Here is a 16,827-nt window from a genome sequence, read left to right on the forward strand (position 1 = left end):
TGAGCAGATTTTTCGTCATACCACTTGTCAGCAAAATCTTCGGCTGGGTTGACTGGGTTCGGAATCATTGGCGCTTGTGCAGAAATATGGTCATCCATCTCGGAGAGCACCGTATTCAACGCTGAAGCCAAATCACTTTCACCTTTATATGATTTAGCCGCCAATGTAGTGATGATTACCGATATTGGCTTACTATCCTCATTGTTTTTAAACATAGTGTCACGATGACGCTTCAATAATTGGATAACCTGCTGTAAGGGTGTCTTCCATTGATAATATGGCAGACTATCTATACTGGCTTTAAATCGCATTTCACGTTCGTTTATTACTAACTGTGCCGTCTTCATGCGCGTTTCAAACCATCGAGCATATCCTTCAGGATTGCTGATACGCCAGTTTTCATTCACAACTGCATAAGTGAAATCTGTGTTGTCGGTAATCGAAACTGCAAGCTGAGACACGTTTTGAGCCAAATTTTCATCAAACTTAGAGTTTTCGACCATCCGCTTTTTCAAAAGGCCTCTTCCTGTATCACTCTCTGGCACACACGGAACTATGTCCATGTGAAAGCTAAGCCCATCGGCATACTCTAAGCGCCAACAACGTTTCTTCTCGGCTAGCTCCTCCTTAATGCCTCTGGCGTTTCGATAAAGCTCTAATTCATGACCGACTAGGTGCTTTAGTTGCTTTTGAGTGATAGACGTTTTATCCAGGCCACGCCGAAGATTGCACCCCATGTCTAGGTCATACTGTTCTTCTGAATCGGGCCTAATCGCTGTACCTAGACGAAAGGAACCTTGAGAAAACACGTGGGGATCAAAATTCACGCATGTCGACTCAGGGCGATGTAACCAATCACCTAGATCCTTATAGCGTTTTTCAGCCTTTTCATAAGCACTGTCTGGTAGCTCAATTTTTTCCAGAATTGTGTTTAGAACATCGTTACTTTTAGTCTTACTCATGGAGATCTCCTCGAAGCTCGACTGCCTTTACAAATTGTTGTGTTTTTATGTCGTGGTCATAAATAAGCCATGGCATATCAGCCTTAGGCATTCTGGCTCGCCCTAATTCGACGGCACACGATACTGGCATCACAGGAAAAATTTGCAGTGGCGTCGCATCGCCGTGTGTATTCTTGATTTCAACAATCAGTTTTCTTATGCACTTTCTGAACAAGGAGAGCTGCTGCTTTGACTGCATGAAATCATTATGAGGGTGCTTGATAGTCACTTCCCAAATCGATGTATCTGGCCCTATAACCCGAGTAATTCGCTCATGCGACACATGGTCACTCAAAGAAAGTACCAGGGCTGGCTTTCCCTCCATATTTTGAGGTCTGTTGATGATGTACTCAAAATCATCTGAACAGTCTTGCCAAAACCAGCCTTTAGGCTCTCGATGTAGCTGATAAGTCTCGACATCAATTTTGTCGGTGAGCAAAGCGCCAAGTTTTATTAACAATGGTTGAGGAGCTAACGCGAACAATGAAAAATGCTTACAAGAATCCTCTTCGATGATCGATGAAATTTTACTTTGAAAACGTTTCGTTAGGTGTTGCGACTCTGCTTGCCAATATTGTTCAGAGTGATCTTTCAGCTCTGATACCATGGATAAGGTCACTGGCTTTTCAGTTGCCGGATACCAATTCGGAAACATTGCCTCAATACAACCGTGATAATTAATCGGTGATCTTTCAGTTCCAATATTGGCACCATATAAAACAACATTTGATTTGCGATCAGGAGCAATGCCTGTGAGGATTTCTATACGTTGCTCATGCTGTATTTTCCAACTAATCAAGAGGTCGGCTGGATACCTATCTTCGCTGCCATTCTGGTCAATTTTTTTGTGACAGTCATAGCACAACAACATGAGGTTGCTGACGTCATTCAAACTGGTTGGCTTAGTTTTAAAGGGTCCCCAACCACGAGGCCCATTCTCAGAAAATGCGTAAATATGAGCATTTTGAGAGGCATTGACCGACTCCTGAGTCACCGCTGATTTGTATAGCAATTTATTACACCCGCTAAACTGACAACGAGCAGCGGCACGAGCCCAAAGTTCTCGTTCAACTTTACGGTCTATGGGTCTTGTGACTTTAGCGACCATTCAAAACTCCTATAGTTTGCCAATTAAAGGAAGTGAACGCGGTGTTGTCGCATCACAGAGCAAATGGCTGACATAAGCACATCCGGCAATTAGTCCCAGCCCGCGAAGGCACTTATCAATTTCCTCTTCTGGTTGCCACTCATACAAATGTTTGAGACCAACACCTAGTGCAGTTAACACCAATAGACTGTGGCAAAACTGGCGATGGTGAGGGTTACCCAAAGAGGGTTCCAAAATATCTGGAAGCTTGCCAAATAGAGAGCCAACCGTAATGGCAGTTACAGGATGGTGACTGACAGCTTGTTTTTTGTTGTCCGCCAGGGCAACGGTTAAACCAACCACAGCCCCGACGACCAAATGGGTTTTACCATTAGCCAAACTATTTCTCCTTCCTGACACCTTTAAAAGGTGTTTTGTCGGATGTCTTTACATCCATGAATCGACCAGTATCAGCATCTCGCTTTACCCAATGTCCGCTTGGCGTCTGAGTCTGAGATCTACCTTTAACGGCACCGTTTCTGTGTCCGTCACCTGATGGGGGATTTGTAGCCATAAAGCCTCCTGTTCTGCTTAACTTAATCACATTTATCAGATATCAATAAAAAAGATCCAAAGGATCTGATCAAATAATAAACTTCAATTCTGATTAACGCAAGCAGATTAACCAGAAAATCAAAAAAAACTACACAATTGATCGGTAGACAAATTCCAGTCCACCTGACTCTGCCACTTCTTTTTGACCTAACACAAGACCGGTAGCATGAAGCTTCTTCAATCGACCACTGGCATTCTGTGCTGAAATGTCAAAGTGCTTAGATACATGTGACGAAGTCACTGTCTTTTTTGCAATAACAAAATCTAGAAGCTCTTTGACAGTCGCACTAAGTTTCACACCGAGCACTTCGTAACCGCTATCGCTCTTGACTAGAAGAGGCTGATCTTTGGCTGTAGCGCCATAAGACCAATTGTCCAGTAGGTCACGACTCGGTACATTAGAAAGGTAAAACCCTTTTTCTCCTTTCAATGCTTTAGCCAACGAGATTACACTTTCACGAGGAAATGAAGCATCAGTGAATCGAATCCCTTCCAAGCTAATAGCAAAAATATCGCATGATGGGTGACCATCAACGATCTTTTTAATCTTCACATAGGCTTCACTACCTTCATCGTTACCAAAGGCATGGTCAGAACCTACGACTTCTGAAAGAAGAATTTTATGAGTTAACTGTTTCATCTGCTTAAGTTGACACTATTTATCAGAAGTTGTCAACATAGAAGTCAAAACAGATATGGGTTCCTGTGATAGGAACCAACCCCCGATCTTCAGAAATATTTATGAGTTGACCCTTCGAGTATTCCAAAGCCAATGAGAAAGTTCGCTGCCTAATAACAATGATAACTTTCTCTTTGCTAGCATGCTCTCGACTACTCTTAAAGCCTAGCCCACGGCCTTTACCAAAGCGACTAACCTCACCAGATGTAAATGCTTCTTGAACGAGCGCAATATCATTCTCAACAGTTTCCGCTGAAAACTGTGCGTATAACTTCGGATGTTCACTTTGTAACGTTGTTCTCAAGGTAGCGGCAATACCTAAACCAGAGTCGGATATGACCGTTTGAATATGCTTTGGTTTATTATACGGTCGATACACTTGCAGACCTGCTAGTCCAGGTATTTTGGATTCACTGTGATCAGTAACGTTACCTACAAGCTCTGAAAAAACAGTCTTAGCCGCTAAGAAATAGCTGGCTGAAGAATGCTCTACAAATCTGTCGCCCAAACGAATTACAAGCTCTTTGTTTTGGGTTGGCTGTGCAATTTCTCCTAGTTCGACCAAGGTATCGCTATTATCCCGATAAGTTTTAGCAGCTGACATCGCGGGCCTCTCAGGGAAACAAGTTACACTTTGATTAAGATAATCAAAGAAGCCATTTCTGCTAAAAAAACTGTGTGTATTAGGACATGCTGTAGTATCTATCACCACATCCTTCCTAATAGCAGTGAGCTGATTCGTGAGAGCAAGAAAACGGGCTAATGCTATCAGCAAAAACTTACAATCGATGCCGAATCTAAATGTTACCTTTGTTGCATCTTTTTGATACGCAAGCTTACCGATAGCACTCTCAAAGGCTTTATCATTAATCCAACCTGTAGCGAAATCAATTTCCACATGCTGAGCCCGTATCAGGCACCATTCATGACTTGAGTTTTTCACAAACGTATCCTGGTTTTTGTGAAGAAACGAGTTCACTTGAGACTTATCCAGCCCCAGCTCCTTGGCAATTTGACGTCCTTTCAGGCCTGGTGAATGGTGCAACAAGTCTGATATAGCTTTTAGCAAACCGCGTCCTCCATTATTATCTTCCCTAAAACGCCTTCTATATCTGCCCACCCACACCTTTGAATTTTTCAACAAATGCAGCAATTTTCTGAAAAACCGTTTGCTTCTGGGTTCGGTACTGTGGGTTCAATGGGCTAAGTTTGGGCAGCGCCTCATTCAGCGCCGTGCCATTTTCAGAGGCGTACTCACGTTTGAGAGATGACGCAATATAGCGTTTGGCAGCATCGATATTGAGCTTTTCAGAGGCAATAATGGCATCGGCTTCGCGCTTCTGCTCCGCCTGGGCGAACTTGAAGAAAGCGTCGATAATGCTAGCTTTATCATTGATCTCATCTAGGTTTGTCTGGTTAATAAAATCAACCACTAAGCTCTCTTTCGCTCTATTGCCAAGGCTACCGCGGATCATACGGCGAACTTCTTCAATCAAACCCTCTTTACTCTTGTTCTTCTTATTGTGATCAAAAATCAGTTCAAGAATGTAATCGAGGTTTATTTCTTGGGATTTAAGCAAATCAATTTCAAAGACCACATCGTCCCAGTCTACCGTTGACTTATCTTTATTCTGACCTTCTTTATCGCGGCGTAACCAGTCACGGGTATCGTTGTAGGTAGAGCGATAATCTTGAATAGCACGATCGCTTGGCATATCGATGGTTTGCATTGCCTCGATGTCAGCATCGTCCAGATAGTACTTTGATTTGAACTCTTCAACAGCTTGTTCATCACTGGTATCTAAGCTTTGCAGTGCTTTTAATCCAGCAAACTCATCGTAGTTTTGTAAAATATTTTCTGCTTTTAGGTATTCACCAAACAGCTTGGCAAATTCCTTTTTATCTTGTTCTTTTTCAATATTTTCTGGGTTTGGAAAGCGTTCTTGCAGCTCTTTTACGATATCAACAAAACCTCGACGCGCTTGGCCAGTAGCAATATCGTTAAAGCCTTCCATATATTCTTTGTAGCTCTTCTCCAACACCACGTTTTTGGTGTTTTTGTCACCAAACAAGGTGATGGCATCAATGGTTGCCTGCTCTAAGTCCCTGAAGGTAACAATATTGCCAAAGGTTTTCGTCGCATCATAAATGCGGTTAGTTCGAGAAAACGCCTGCATCAAGCCGTGATAACGCAAATTCTTATCAACAAACAAGGTATTAAGCGTGGGCGCATCAAAGCCCGTTAAAAACATACCAACCACTATAAGCAAGTCTATTTCTTGGTTCTTAACTCGCTGGGCAAGGTCGCGGTAGTAATTCTGAAAGCCATTACTGTCCACGCCATAGTTAGATTTAAATAGGGCGTTGTAATCGTTTATCGCGGCGCTCAAAAACTCTTTTGCACTGCTGTTCATCGCATTGACTTCAAAGCTCTCATCTAAAATATCACCAATGGCGTCCTGCTCTTCATTGGCTGCAAATGAGAAGATAGTCGCAATGCGCAGAGGCTTACTTGTGGGTCCATTCTCAGCCTCGGCCTGCAATGTCTTGAAGGTTTCATAGTACGCTTTCGCCGCATCAACACTACTGACCGCAAACATGGCGTTAAACCCTTTCGCACCGGAATAAGCGCGATGGGTTTTCTGGTTAAAATGGCTCAGAATATACAGGGATATTTCACGAATGCGCATCGGGTGTAAGAACGCTTTCTTGTTCTCTGCGGCACTGAGCTTCTTTTCATCCTGCTCAGTCTCAATGCTCTTAAATTGCGGACGAACATCGTTATAGTCCACTTTGAACTTGAGTACTTTTTCATCACGAATGGCATCGGTGATCACATAGGTGTGCAACTGCTGGCCAAACACGCTGCCCGTGGTTTCAGCACCCAAGGCGTTTTCAGGGAAAATTGGCGTACCGGTAAAGCCAAACTGGTAGTACTTTTTGAATTTCTTCTGCAGGTTTTTCTGCGCTTCACCGAACTGGCTTCGATGACACTCATCAAAAATAAACACCACTTGCTTGTTGTAGATAGCTAAATCGCTTTCGCTTTTGATTAAGTTGTTGAGCTTTTGGATAGTGGTAACGACAATCTTGTTATCGTCTTTATCCAGGTTACTCTTAAGCCCTGCGGTACTGTCTGAACCGTTCACACTATCAGGCGAGAACCGCTGATATTCTCTCATGGTCTGATAGTCGAGGTCTTTTCTGTCCACCACAAAAAAGACTTTCTCTATAAAGTCTAAATCGGTGGCCAAACGTGCCGCTTTAAAGCTAGTGAGAGTTTTACCTGAACCAGTGGTGTGCCAAATATACCCGCCGCTCTCGGTGTTGCTCCAGTTCTTTGCGTTAAACGCACCCTTTATCTTCCATAAAATGCGCTCTGTAGCGGCAATCTGGTAGGGACGCATCACAAGCAAAGTATTGCTGACATCAAACACCGAGTAACGCAAGATCACTTCAAGCAATGTCTCTTTCTGGAAAAAAGTGGCGGTAAAGTCTTTCAAATCTTTAATTAGCGTATTGTCTGACTTGGCCCAATTCATCGTGAAGTCGAAGCTGTTTTTGTCTCGCTTCGTTGTATTGGCAAAATAGCGCGTGTCGGTGCCATTAGAGATCACAAACAGCTGCAAGAACTTGTACAAGGAGTTCTCTGCATTAAAGCTTTCTTTGCTGTAGCGATGTATTTGATTAAACGCCTCACGGATCGCCACACCACGCTTTTTCAGTTCAATTTGCACCAAAGGCAAACCATTGACCAAAATCGTCACATCGTAACGGTTGGCATGGCTTCCCGTTTGCTCAAACTGCTTAATGACCTGCACTTTGTTGCGAGCAATGGTCTTCTTGTCGAACAGGTAGATGTTTTCTATATGGCCATCATCAAAGATAAAATCGAAGATATAGTCACTGTGCACCTTGCGGGTTTTGTCGAGAATATTGTCGCTTGGTGAGTTCAAGTATTGCTCGCAAAATCGAGCCCACTCGGCATCGGTAAACTCAACTTTATTCAGGGCTTGTAGCTGCTTGCGCACATTCGCCATCATGGCATCTGGCGTGGTTAAGGCGGGTAGGTATTCATAGCCTTGGTTGCTTAGATCTTCAATAAGCTCACGTTCTAAATCAGCTTCGCTTTGATAGTTTTCATTAACTTGCCATTCTTTAGTGTATTTATCTAAAACAATAAAGTTATTGGATTCTGCAACTGTTTTATACGTCGTCACTAATCTACATCCTTTTTCTTGCTATCTTTACCAAGCAGCTTTTTAACTTCGCGGTCAAAGTCTGATTCTATTTTTTGTTGTTGATTAAATTGCTCGTATTCAGCATGGGCTTTTTGTTCAGCCGCCTTGCGCGAAACACTGCCATAGCCTTCTAATATTTGGTATTCATTAAACGCCAAAAATTTATTCACGCTTTCTGCGAAGGCTTCCATAGTAAAAGTATTTCGGCGTTCGATAATGCCTTCAATATAATCAAAAAATGCCGAGATAGTGCGCTCTAGTTTTTTGATTTCGTCTTCACTCAGGTAATTTTTAGCCACTGTGGTGTCTGATTTAAGCACTCGGCCCTCTGGTGCATTTTTATACGTGCTCATGCCCATGAGTGGCTTATTAGCATCAGCTTTAAGGGCAATAATTTCAGAGGATGTATGGCCGGTAATAGCAAAGTGAAACTTGTCTTGTACGTGAGCATAAAACAAACGGGTGGTTTCTGATTTAGGGTCGTAATCAAGGCTGCATTCAGCAAAAATATCAGTAATTTTCTGATAAATACGTCGCTCACTGGCGCGAATGGAGCGAACGCGCTCCAGCAACTCTTTAAAATAATCTTTACCGAAAAAGCGTCCGTTTTTAAGGCGCTCATCATCCATGGCAAAACCTTTGATGATGTAGTCTTTAATCAGCTGTGTTGCCCAAATACGAAATTGTGTGGCTTGCGCTGAGTTAACCCGATATCCCACGGAAATCACCGCATCCAGATTGTAGTACTCTAGTTTGCGTTTAACTTCACGTTTACCTTCTTGTTGAACTGTTTCCAAAATGGAAAGAGTTGCTTCCCGTTGCAGTTCGCCAGAATCGTAAATATTATCTAGATGTTTAGAAATAGCCGGCACACCCACACCAAATAATTCAGCAATGCGTTTTTGAGTTAGCCAAATGGTTTCGCCGCTGAGTAGCACTTCTACTTTAACGTCACCATTGGGCGCGGTATAAAGTAAAAATTCAGAGGTTTGGTCTTGTAGGCTGAGGTTAGGCATTTTCTACCTCCTGCTTCCAGTAACTGTAATTATCAACTAAATTATCCAAAAGAAGTTTAACCATCCGCTTTTCTTCAGGTCTTAGTTGAGAAGGTTGCATGTTTGCCAGCGTATTATGACTAGAAAATTGGATAATTCTGTTTAAGTATGCCGTTCTGTTTTTTTCATTTGTTCCAGGTAATAACATTGACCACTTTGGGTAGCCTAAAAAACTAGCTGTTTTTTCGTAAAGGTTACGGATGAATATAAAATGTTGCCTATCAATATTTCCATTCTCAATTGCCTGTTCAAGCTGCCTTTTAAGCTCTAAATGATAGAAAAAGCTCGTATTTGAATCACCATTCTTTTTAACTAATGAATAACTTTGATCTTCTAGTTTCTCTAACAAAGAACATTCTTTTGAATTCAGTTCATTATAAAGAAAGTTATAAAACGTCGTGTCATGTGTTGAAATAATAAACTTAATCGAAAGCGGACTCTTCTTTATTAAAGAAGCTAAATCAACAGCAAGCTGCATTAAATGATTTTCATCTAAAGAGCTCACGGGGTCATCAATATAGACATATTGAATTTCATTAAACTGATTTGTCTCTCGCTCACCTTCTTCAACCACATTTCGGATAAGTATTACCTGCTCTAAAAGAGCATAAAAAACACTCCAAATAAAACAACTTTCTTCTCCTTTAGAAATTTTTATCTTACTTAAGCTATCGTCCCCACCTCTTTCTAACGAAAACGATACTTTAGAAAAATCGTCATTAAAATACGGCGTAATGTTTGGGTTTGAATACTGTTGAAACCGATGGACAATCTGACCATCCAAACCTTGACTTTGAAGAAAGTTTAACAGCCTATTCGTAAATGAATTGGGCTGAATATTGAGCTGACGTTCTTTATCCTCATCTAAATCGTTATCCCAATAGAACAAATCTTCAGTGAATGCGTTGTAATATAAAACTTTTGAATTTGAAAAATCTGCAGGATCTTCCGCCTCAGCTTCGCTCTTAGGATCGATTAGCTTCCTAAACTCACGAGACAAACGTGTTTTACCTGTGCCGTTAAAGGCATAGATCAACTGCACCTTTTTGTCGGACGCTTGCAACAACTCTGCTATTTCCGTTAGCGTTTTACTCATTAAGCGGCCTCATCTGAATGAGATTTAGGCTCGCCTGCTGGACTGGCGGGGAAGCTCAACAACAGATCACGATAATACTCGTATTGCTTTTGGCGTAACTCGATTTCGCGGGGGAGGCCTTCTTGGATGGAATTAGCTAATGTATCGAATTTATCAAGAATTGATACGATACGCTGCTGTTCATCAAGATTAGGAATTGGAATCAGGAAAGAAAATAGCTTCTTACTATCAATAGATGCCACTGATCCACCAGTTTTCTTAGCTGTGCGAAGAATATCGTTGCCTCGTGAGCTAATCATATGGGCGATGTAACTAGATAGAATCGAGTTATGAGGTATTACGGCTTTCATATCCTGATTGAGAGTAACTGGCACGGGAATTAGAGCACTTGGTAGTTTTTTATCCAAAATACTTGAGCGAACAACCAGTGCAATGGAGTTTGGAGGCACTAGCTTTGTCGAAGAATTTTTAATAGCATCCTCAGTTATGTAGTCCTCTGAAGAGTCAACTATGGGATTGCCCATATCTTTGGGCGATACCCATGGAATAGTTCCATTTTCCCAAAATTCGCTGTTGTTTTTAGATGGAGTGCCGCCACCGTACCAAGTTCCGATCTCACCCAACGTCTTCCACTCAACCTCACCCTCTTCAAAACTTAGCAACTGGTCGCGGTAGTAGTTGTATTGTTTTTTGCGTAGGTTAAGCTCGGCGGTCAGCTCGGCGGTCATGGCGGTAAATGAGTCCAGAATACGCACAATTTCAGCTTGTATTGCCAGCGATTTTTCTGGGTTATCTGGGCATGGGATGGGGACTGAAATTTTTTCAACCTGATGACTCATTAGCTTCGGATTACCCATACCTGAGTAAACGTACTTTTTAGCTTCAGTTGTCAACCAATAATACAAGTACTTATAGTTTAAAAGGTTTTCATCTATGATCTTCATGAGACCACAAACATTTGTAATTGAAAATTTCCCTTTACGATAAAATATAGTGCCCGCATTAGCGCCATCGGTGGTCCAACTAATATATTCACCATCAAAATCGTAAGTATCGATTGAGCCAATCATTCCATCATTTGCTGTTTGAGAGCTATAAACAGGGAATATTCCTGTATTTTCAGACAGGAACCCTTTTGACATAACTCTCCCTCGGCGTAATGTTACTAAATCACCTAAAGCTTGCCATTCAGTACCCACGCCTTCTAATAGCTTCTCTAAATAGTTCAAATGACTCATGCTTCAAGCTCCTCACCTTCAATTTCCGCCCCTTCTATTTCCAAAATAATGGCATCAATATCACTGCGAAGCGCATCAATTTTAGCAACGGTGGTTTTAAGTTCGGCATTAAGCTCTGTAATATCTATTACTTCGCGAGTATCTTTGGCCTCCACATAACTGCTTACCGAAAGGTTGTAGCTGTTGCCTGCGATGACATCTAAATCAACGGATTTGGCAAAGTGATCCACGTCCTCTTTGCTGGCAAACACTTTCATGATGTCTTCGATGTGCTGATTGGTGATAACGTTGGTATTGGTTTCCTTTTTAAAGTAAGCCTCGCCACTGGCATCTATAAACTGGGTGGTAGTGTCGGTTTTGTGTTTAGACAGCACCAAGATATTCACCGCAATGGTGGTGCCAAAGAACAGGTTAGGTGCCAGTGAAATCACAGTTTCAACGTAGTTGTTATCTACTAGGTATTGGCGAATTTTTTGCTCAGCACCACCACGGTAAAAAATACCGGGGAAACAAACAATGGCAGCGCGGCCTTTGCTTGATAGGTAACTTAGGGCATGGAGCACAAAGGCAAAGTCGGCTTTTGATTTCGGTGCAAGCACACCTGCGGGCGCGAAACGGTCATCGTTAATTAAGGTTGGGTCGTCGCTACCAATCCATTTCACTGAATAAGGCGGGTTAGAGACAATCGCATCAAACGGTTTGTCATCTAAAAAGTGCGGTTCGGTTAAGGTATCGCCCAACTGAATATTAAACTTGTCGTAGTTAATGTTGTGCAAAAACATGTTCATACGCGCCAAGTTGTAGGTGGTGTGGTTGAGCTCTTGACCAAAAAAACCATCTTCAATGATATGCGCATCGAAGTGCTTTTTAGCTTGTAACAGCAACGAGCCGGAGCCCGCCGCAGGGTCATAGATTTTATTGACACTGGTTTGGCCGTGCATGGCGAGCTGCGCGATCAATTTTGATACGTGCTGAGGGGTGAAAAATTCACCACCGGATTTACCCGCATTGGCGGCATAGTTTGAAATCAGGAACTCGTAGGCATCACCGAATAAATCAATTTGATTGTCTTCGAAGTTACCGAAGGTTAAACCTGCCACGCCTTTTAACACAGCAGCAAGGCGTTTGTTTTTTGCCTCTACCGTATTACCCAGACGATTACTGGTGGTATCAAAATCTGCAAACAAGCCTTTGATGTCTTTTTCTGAATCATAGCCATTGGCTGAGTTTTCGATTGCAGCAAAAATTGCTGCCAAATCCGTATTTAAATTTTCGTTCTTATGTGCATTGGCCGCCACATTGCTAAACAACTGGCTAGGGAAAAGAAAATAGCCCTTGGTTTTAATGGCATCTTCTTTGGCAAACTTGATGTTTTCGTCATCGTCAGACATGGCAGCATAATTAACGCTCTCATCACCGCCTGTGATGTAAAGTTCAAAGTTCTCACTGATAAAACGGTAAAACAGCGTACCCAGTACATATTGCTTAAAATCCCAGCCATCCACTGAGCCTCTTACATCGTTGGCAATCGCCCATATTTGGCGTTGAAGTTCGGCACGTTGTTGTAAACTTGTCATCTGTTAATTCCTGATTTTAATTCGTCATAATTCGTTTATGGGTTACGCAATGTTCACTGTCGTCGAACATCATTCGTTAAACCCTGGAGCTAAATTCAAATTTCCGACCCCGTAGAGTGTCGGAGTATTCTTTAACCAAAGTTGGTATTCAGTGCCTCGAAGGCTGTGTGCTTTGGAGCAATCCACATGCCATTGGCGTAGCAAATACCCAGCGGTTGCAGCCCTAATCTCAACCTTTAGAACGCCACCCGTCATGCCATAATCCAGTTCAATCGCTTCGCTGTGCTCTATGCGTGGGTGTGGCACTAACTCTAACTCAACAAATCTGTTCCATTGTCGGTCTTGTGCTTCAAGTTCAGCCTCAGATAACGTAGAGTCTTCAAGCACAACCGCTGCTTTAATTCGGGTCAGGACAAAGTCACGAAATTCACTATGCTTGCGGTCAAAACCACGAACGTGCCAACGCAGGCCATTGTCCACCAGCGTATGCGGTACAATTTCACGCGCTGTTTCACCACTCGATAACGACACATAGGTGATACTCAAGGCTTTGCCTTTGTGGATGGCCTCGGTGACTTTCGCCACTATCGATAGATTCGGTTTGTTAAGGTGATAAGGCGCTTCACACGCAAGAGGTGGTTTTACCTTTCCAGTGAAGCCATCTCCGTATCCTTGGCTAATCGTCGCCAGTGTTCTCACAACGTCATAGTCGAACAAGGGCTCAAAAGCTTCACCGCGCTTATGCAATTTGAGCTTTTGGTCATATTCAATATTGCCTGGTGCAAGCTCTCGGTACATTGTGAAGTCTTTCGTTGCTTGTGTTGGCGCTATACTGAAACGCTCAACCAAATCAGCGCGTACCGCTTCTCCCTTGAATAACAGGGTAAAGTCGATATGCGCAATACGATCACGGCTAGCTTGAGGTAGTTCTTCTAAAAGCGTTCTAGGCTTGCTTCCAGACAGATCATGTTTATTCAGCTTCATGCAACCTTCATATATTCAACAACTAAGCATTGTGGAGACTTGAGCTTTCTGTGATAAGCTGCCGGATCATGCAAGCCTTGGCTATCTGTCCCTAGTCCAAGCTTCTTTAATAAAGCACTTTTGAGATCTCGACTATGCTCGCTAAAACAAGGAGCATTAGTTGTTTCGTCAATTTCCCGCAGCAAAGCGAATACACCCGAATATGCATGATACTTCTCTGTTTTGGTTGCATTTTCATTGCTAACAATTTGGATCAGCACTTCTAAAATAGTGAGCTTTGATAAAAGCTCCTTTGATGTATTCATATGGCACTCTCTAGAAACAAACTCCACTTTGTGTGGTTGCTCACAGCAAGAAAATAATTTGAATCACACAACCTAACTAAATTTATTAGGTGTCATCCTATCACAAATTATTTTGTAGGGAAGACTAAGCGGCAACTTTCTGATCTTGCTTGCATTTGTCGCTCAGATATCGGTGAAGACCTTGTTCTATGCTATTGATGTTAGCCGTGAGCAATGTGCTACCCGAACCAGTGACAACCATAGTGGTGATTGTGCGTAACATGTGGCTAACGGGGTTTGATGCGCCAAATTGTCACACCATGTATTGATAAGACGATGAAAGGACATAACCTCATGCAAGCGATTGCGCGGGTTAACCGAGTGTTTAAAGATAAACCCGGTGGTATGGTAGCGGACTACATCGGTATTGCTAATGAATTGAAACAAGCCCTAAAAACCTATACTGGTTTAAATGGTAAAGGTAAGCCAACGCACTATACTCACGAAGTTTACGCTATTTTGCTGGAAAAAATAGATGTGGTTAGAAGCATGTTCTCTTCACCGAGCTCTAATGGTTCCGGTTTCGACTACAGCGGCTACGAACACGATGCATTGCAGCTTTACCCGGCGCAATGAATCATATTTTAGGTTTAAAAGGCCAAAACGGTGAACTGGATGGCAAGAAGCGTTATCTCGACGTAATGGCGGCGATCAGCAAAGTCTACACACTTTGCGGCACTATGGATGAGGTAGAACCATACAAGAAGGAAATAGTCTTTCTGGGTGTGGTGAAGAACGCGATTAGTGAATTTACCACCGTCGATAAGCGTCGAACTGACGAAGAAAAGAATTCAGCGATTAAGCAAATAATAGACAACGCAATTATTGCAGATGGTGTCGACGATATATTTAACTTAGTTGGTTTAGACAAAGCCAATATTGGCTTATTATCCCCAGAATTTACGGAAGACGTCGCCAACCTTAAAGAAAAGAATTTAGCCGTCGATTTGTAAGAAGGCCTTCTACGAGACGAAGTTAAAGCGCGTATGAAGACCGATGTAGTTTCCGAACAGAAGTACTCAGATCGCATACAAGAAACACTGCGCAAATATCACAACTGCGCCATTGAAACAGCTCAAGTTATAGAAGAACTCATAAAGATGGCCAAAGAAATGACCGAAGACAAGGAACTTGCCGCTAACTCTGACTTGGACACAGATGAGATCGTTTTTTATCGAGCATTAATCCATGAATCGACAATACAGCGCTGAGGCTGAATCATGGATCGAATCTCTTCAAGAATCGTTGAGGGGTATTGAACAGTCAGAAGACTTCCAAATTCTCGAAGATTTTGAGCTAGTTTTGGAGGCCGATCCATTTGGTAAAAAGTATAATGCGACGTGTTTAAATGATGTATTGCATCACATTCAAACTGAAGTTGCGCAGAGCACGTATAACAGACTTTCTGATGATTTGAAAAACGACCCAGAAAGAGCAATTCTTAATTATTACAATGGGTTGCTGACAGACTCTATTTTAGAGCCCAATGACGATGTGCCTGACTGGGTTTTTGAATTTGAGGAATTATCCTACTTCAAAGAGTCGGCTTGAATATCAAACGGTTCTTAAAATTTTAAGCGGTTTTGGAAATAGCTTTTAGATTATCACGTCCTCAGCCCTAGGACTGAGGGCGATGCGTATAACTAATCCGCAAGAAAGCTGTCAGCATCTCTGGGAGTAAGTAGGGCGGAGATAAATTCTTCTTCTGGACGTAGCACAGACGTTGGCATGGCCATAAATATATATTTCTTGTTAAGCTCGACGGAATTGTTAGTGGTATTCCTATGGCTTTTTCTGCGCGAATGCTGGATGACAAATTAATAAGTGTGGGTGAGTATATTTATGTTTGGCCATACACAAAGGGTCAAGAGAAAGGCCAGTAAATTCAGTGTAATCCCCCCAGAAAATCGGAGCAGTTCTAAGTAGAAATTTCCGTTAAACTAAAACGAAGGAGTTTTCTATAAGTAAATCGAGATATAGCGACAGTCAGATCCTAGCGATCTTAAAGCAGAACAAAATGGTGTAAGTGTCCCTGATCATTGTAGTGCAACGGCTGATGGCCTATGACATCATATGAATAAGTCTTAACTTTGATCTATCTGATTCGATTAATAGGACTCAAGCAAATCTGACAGTCGCATATGTACGTATTGCAGACGTTGGCTCCTTCCTATAAAACCACAGAATATAGTTTTTCAGTGGAAACGGGTGCTACTATGAAGTTTCAGTAATAAACTGTTAAAAGTTACAAGGAGGTTCTGTGTGCTAGAAATACATGAAAGAGTAATCGTCACAAACGACCAGTCATGCACCAATGGCAATAGTAATCTTGCTGTAGTACATGCTTGCAAAAGCCCATGTCATCAGCATGCTGTGGGATATCGGGGAAAGTTGGCAAATACACACCCGAACTATTTGGTGCTTGAGAAAGAAAATGACCTATTTCTCAATATTATCGACCCTCCTGTCCCGTTGTTTATGCCTCCTTTGTTTACAGCATTTTTAGAATTCTCAGATAAGCATTGGGGGCAAGGAAAGAAACTATTAATTCACTGCAATCAAGGTGAGTCAAGGGCCCCTTCACTAGCCTTGCTATTCTTGGCAAAGGGAGTTTCTGTAATTCCAGACACATCGTATGAGGCAGCTAGAATTGAGTTCGAAAAGCTATATCCTAAGTATAATCCGGGAAAAGGAATAGAAACATACTTTTCCAAAAACTGGGCGCTACTTGGCAGTAACTTTTAATAAGGCACAGCGGTCGATCGCGTGGACCGGCATAACGCTGTGCACTTTTGCCGACCTCAGTTTTCGGCGTTAGTCTTCTCGGAGTTTTATGAGTATCCCATTAGTTTACATCGATCAAAATATTATAGGTCTACAGTTGCAAGGACATATTAACCTCAGTAAAAG

The 16,827-nt window shown here is 42.2% G+C and carries 14 protein-coding genes and 1 pseudogene; 3 read left to right on the top strand and 12 right to left on the bottom strand.

Annotated features, from left to right (window positions below; all coding sequences use genetic code 11):
• The 12 genes from V5298_RS11215 to V5298_RS11270 all read right to left on the bottom strand — a co-directional run.
• The coding region (locus tag V5298_RS11215; protein ID WP_332931545.1) for a nucleotidyltransferase at positions 1 to 962 on the bottom strand (962 nt) is incomplete at its 3' end.
• Entirely contained in the window at positions 955 to 2,109 is a 1,155-nt protein-coding gene (locus tag V5298_RS11220; protein ID WP_332931546.1) for an SAVED domain-containing protein, read from the bottom strand. The genes V5298_RS11220 and V5298_RS11215, both read right to left, overlap by 8 nt.
• Positions 2,110 to 2,118: 9 nt before the next feature.
• Positions 2,119 to 2,487 carry a metal-dependent hydrolase gene (locus V5298_RS11225; RefSeq protein WP_332931547.1) on the bottom strand — a complete coding sequence of 123 codons (369 nt, stop codon included), beginning with the start codon at positions 2,485 to 2,487 and terminating at the stop codon, positions 2,119 to 2,121.
• A gap of 304 nt (positions 2,488 to 2,791) precedes the next feature.
• On the bottom strand, positions 2,792 to 3,343 hold the full coding sequence (locus tag V5298_RS11230; RefSeq protein WP_000811851.1) for a MarR family transcriptional regulator: 552 nt from the start codon (positions 3,341 to 3,343) through the stop codon (positions 2,792 to 2,794).
• Between the two features lie 22 nt (positions 3,344 to 3,365).
• Positions 3,366 to 4,502 (bottom strand): ATP-binding protein, encoded by a 1,137-nt coding sequence (locus tag V5298_RS11235; RefSeq protein ID WP_332931548.1) that lies wholly within the window; start codon positions 4,500 to 4,502, stop codon positions 3,366 to 3,368.
• Positions 4,489 to 7,602, bottom strand: a complete 3,114-nt coding sequence (locus V5298_RS11240) for a type I restriction endonuclease subunit R (protein WP_332931549.1) — start codon at positions 7,600 to 7,602, stop codon at positions 4,489 to 4,491. Before V5298_RS11240 ends, V5298_RS11235 begins: the two co-directional genes overlap by 14 nt.
• Positions 7,602 to 8,639 carry a virulence RhuM family protein gene (locus V5298_RS11245; protein WP_332931550.1) on the bottom strand — a complete coding sequence of 346 codons (1,038 nt, stop codon included), beginning with the start codon at positions 8,637 to 8,639 and terminating at the stop codon, positions 7,602 to 7,604. Before V5298_RS11245 ends, V5298_RS11240 begins: the two co-directional genes overlap by 1 nt.
• Positions 8,632 to 9,774: an AAA family ATPase gene (locus V5298_RS11250; RefSeq protein WP_332931551.1), complete on the bottom strand. Its 1,143-nt coding sequence runs from the start codon at positions 9,772 to 9,774 to the stop codon at positions 8,632 to 8,634. The genes V5298_RS11245 and V5298_RS11250 overlap by 8 nt, the downstream gene beginning before the upstream one ends.
• Positions 9,774 to 11,012 carry a restriction endonuclease subunit S gene (locus V5298_RS11255; protein WP_332931552.1) on the bottom strand — a complete coding sequence of 413 codons (1,239 nt, stop codon included), beginning with the start codon at positions 11,010 to 11,012 and terminating at the stop codon, positions 9,774 to 9,776. Before V5298_RS11255 ends, V5298_RS11250 begins: the two co-directional genes overlap by 1 nt.
• Positions 11,009 to 12,589 carry a type I restriction-modification system subunit M gene (locus V5298_RS11260; RefSeq protein WP_332931553.1) on the bottom strand — a complete coding sequence of 527 codons (1,581 nt, stop codon included), beginning with the start codon at positions 12,587 to 12,589 and terminating at the stop codon, positions 11,009 to 11,011. The genes V5298_RS11255 and V5298_RS11260 overlap by 4 nt, the downstream gene beginning before the upstream one ends.
• Positions 12,590 to 12,658: 69 nt before the next feature.
• Positions 12,659 to 13,573, bottom strand: a complete 915-nt coding sequence (locus tag V5298_RS11265; protein WP_332931554.1) for a WYL domain-containing protein — start codon at positions 13,571 to 13,573, stop codon at positions 12,659 to 12,661.
• Positions 13,570 to 13,878, bottom strand: a complete 309-nt coding sequence (locus V5298_RS11270) for a hypothetical protein (RefSeq protein ID WP_332931555.1) — start codon at positions 13,876 to 13,878, stop codon at positions 13,570 to 13,572. Before V5298_RS11270 ends, V5298_RS11265 begins: the two co-directional genes overlap by 4 nt.
• 242 nt (positions 13,879 to 14,120) lie before the next feature.
• Between V5298_RS11270 and V5298_RS21045 the strand changes: the two are divergent.
• From V5298_RS21045 to V5298_RS11290, 3 genes and pseudogenes are all read left to right on the top strand, one after another.
• Positions 14,121 to 15,125: pseudogene (locus V5298_RS21045) on the top strand (type I restriction enzyme endonuclease domain-containing protein); the annotation flags it as partial.
• Complete coding sequence (locus tag V5298_RS11285; RefSeq protein ID WP_332931557.1) at positions 15,106 to 15,468, top strand: hypothetical protein; 363 nt, start codon at positions 15,106 to 15,108, stop codon at positions 15,466 to 15,468. The pseudogene V5298_RS21045 and the gene V5298_RS11285, both read left to right, overlap by 20 nt.
• A 711-nt stretch (positions 15,469 to 16,179) precedes the next feature.
• Positions 16,180 to 16,662, top strand: a complete 483-nt coding sequence (locus tag V5298_RS11290; protein WP_057790905.1) for a hypothetical protein — start codon at positions 16,180 to 16,182, stop codon at positions 16,660 to 16,662.
• The last annotated feature ends 165 nt before the right edge of the window (positions 16,663 to 16,827 follow it).

It is taken from the genome of Alteromonas sp. 14N.309.X.WAT.G.H12 (assembly GCF_036697315.1).
In the GTDB taxonomy this organism is placed as follows: Bacteria; Pseudomonadota; Gammaproteobacteria; order Enterobacterales; family Alteromonadaceae; genus Alteromonas.

Coding starts and splice junctions, on each gene's coding strand:
- V5298_RS11220 (WP_332931546.1), bottom strand. CDS start 2,109: ATGGTCGCTAAAGTCACAAGACCCATAGACCGTAAAGTTGAACGAGAA.
- V5298_RS11230 (WP_000811851.1), bottom strand. CDS start 3,343: ATGAAACAGTTAACTCATAAAATTCTTCTTTCAGAAGTCGTAGGTTCT.
- V5298_RS11245 (WP_332931550.1), bottom strand. CDS start 8,639: ATGCCTAACCTCAGCCTACAAGACCAAACCTCTGAATTTTTACTTTAT.
- V5298_RS11250 (WP_332931551.1), bottom strand. CDS start 9,774: ATGAGTAAAACGCTAACGGAAATAGCAGAGTTGTTGCAAGCGTCCGAC.
- V5298_RS11255 (WP_332931552.1), bottom strand. CDS start 11,012: ATGAGTCATTTGAACTATTTAGAGAAGCTATTAGAAGGCGTGGGTACT.
- V5298_RS11260 (WP_332931553.1), bottom strand. CDS start 12,589: ATGACAAGTTTACAACAACGTGCCGAACTTCAACGCCAAATATGGGCG.
- V5298_RS11265 (WP_332931554.1), bottom strand. CDS start 13,573: ATGAAGCTGAATAAACATGATCTGTCTGGAAGCAAGCCTAGAACGCTT.
- V5298_RS11270 (WP_332931555.1), bottom strand. CDS start 13,878: ATGAATACATCAAAGGAGCTTTTATCAAAGCTCACTATTTTAGAAGTG.
- V5298_RS11285 (WP_332931557.1), top strand. CDS start 15,106: ATGAATCGACAATACAGCGCTGAGGCTGAATCATGGATCGAATCTCTT.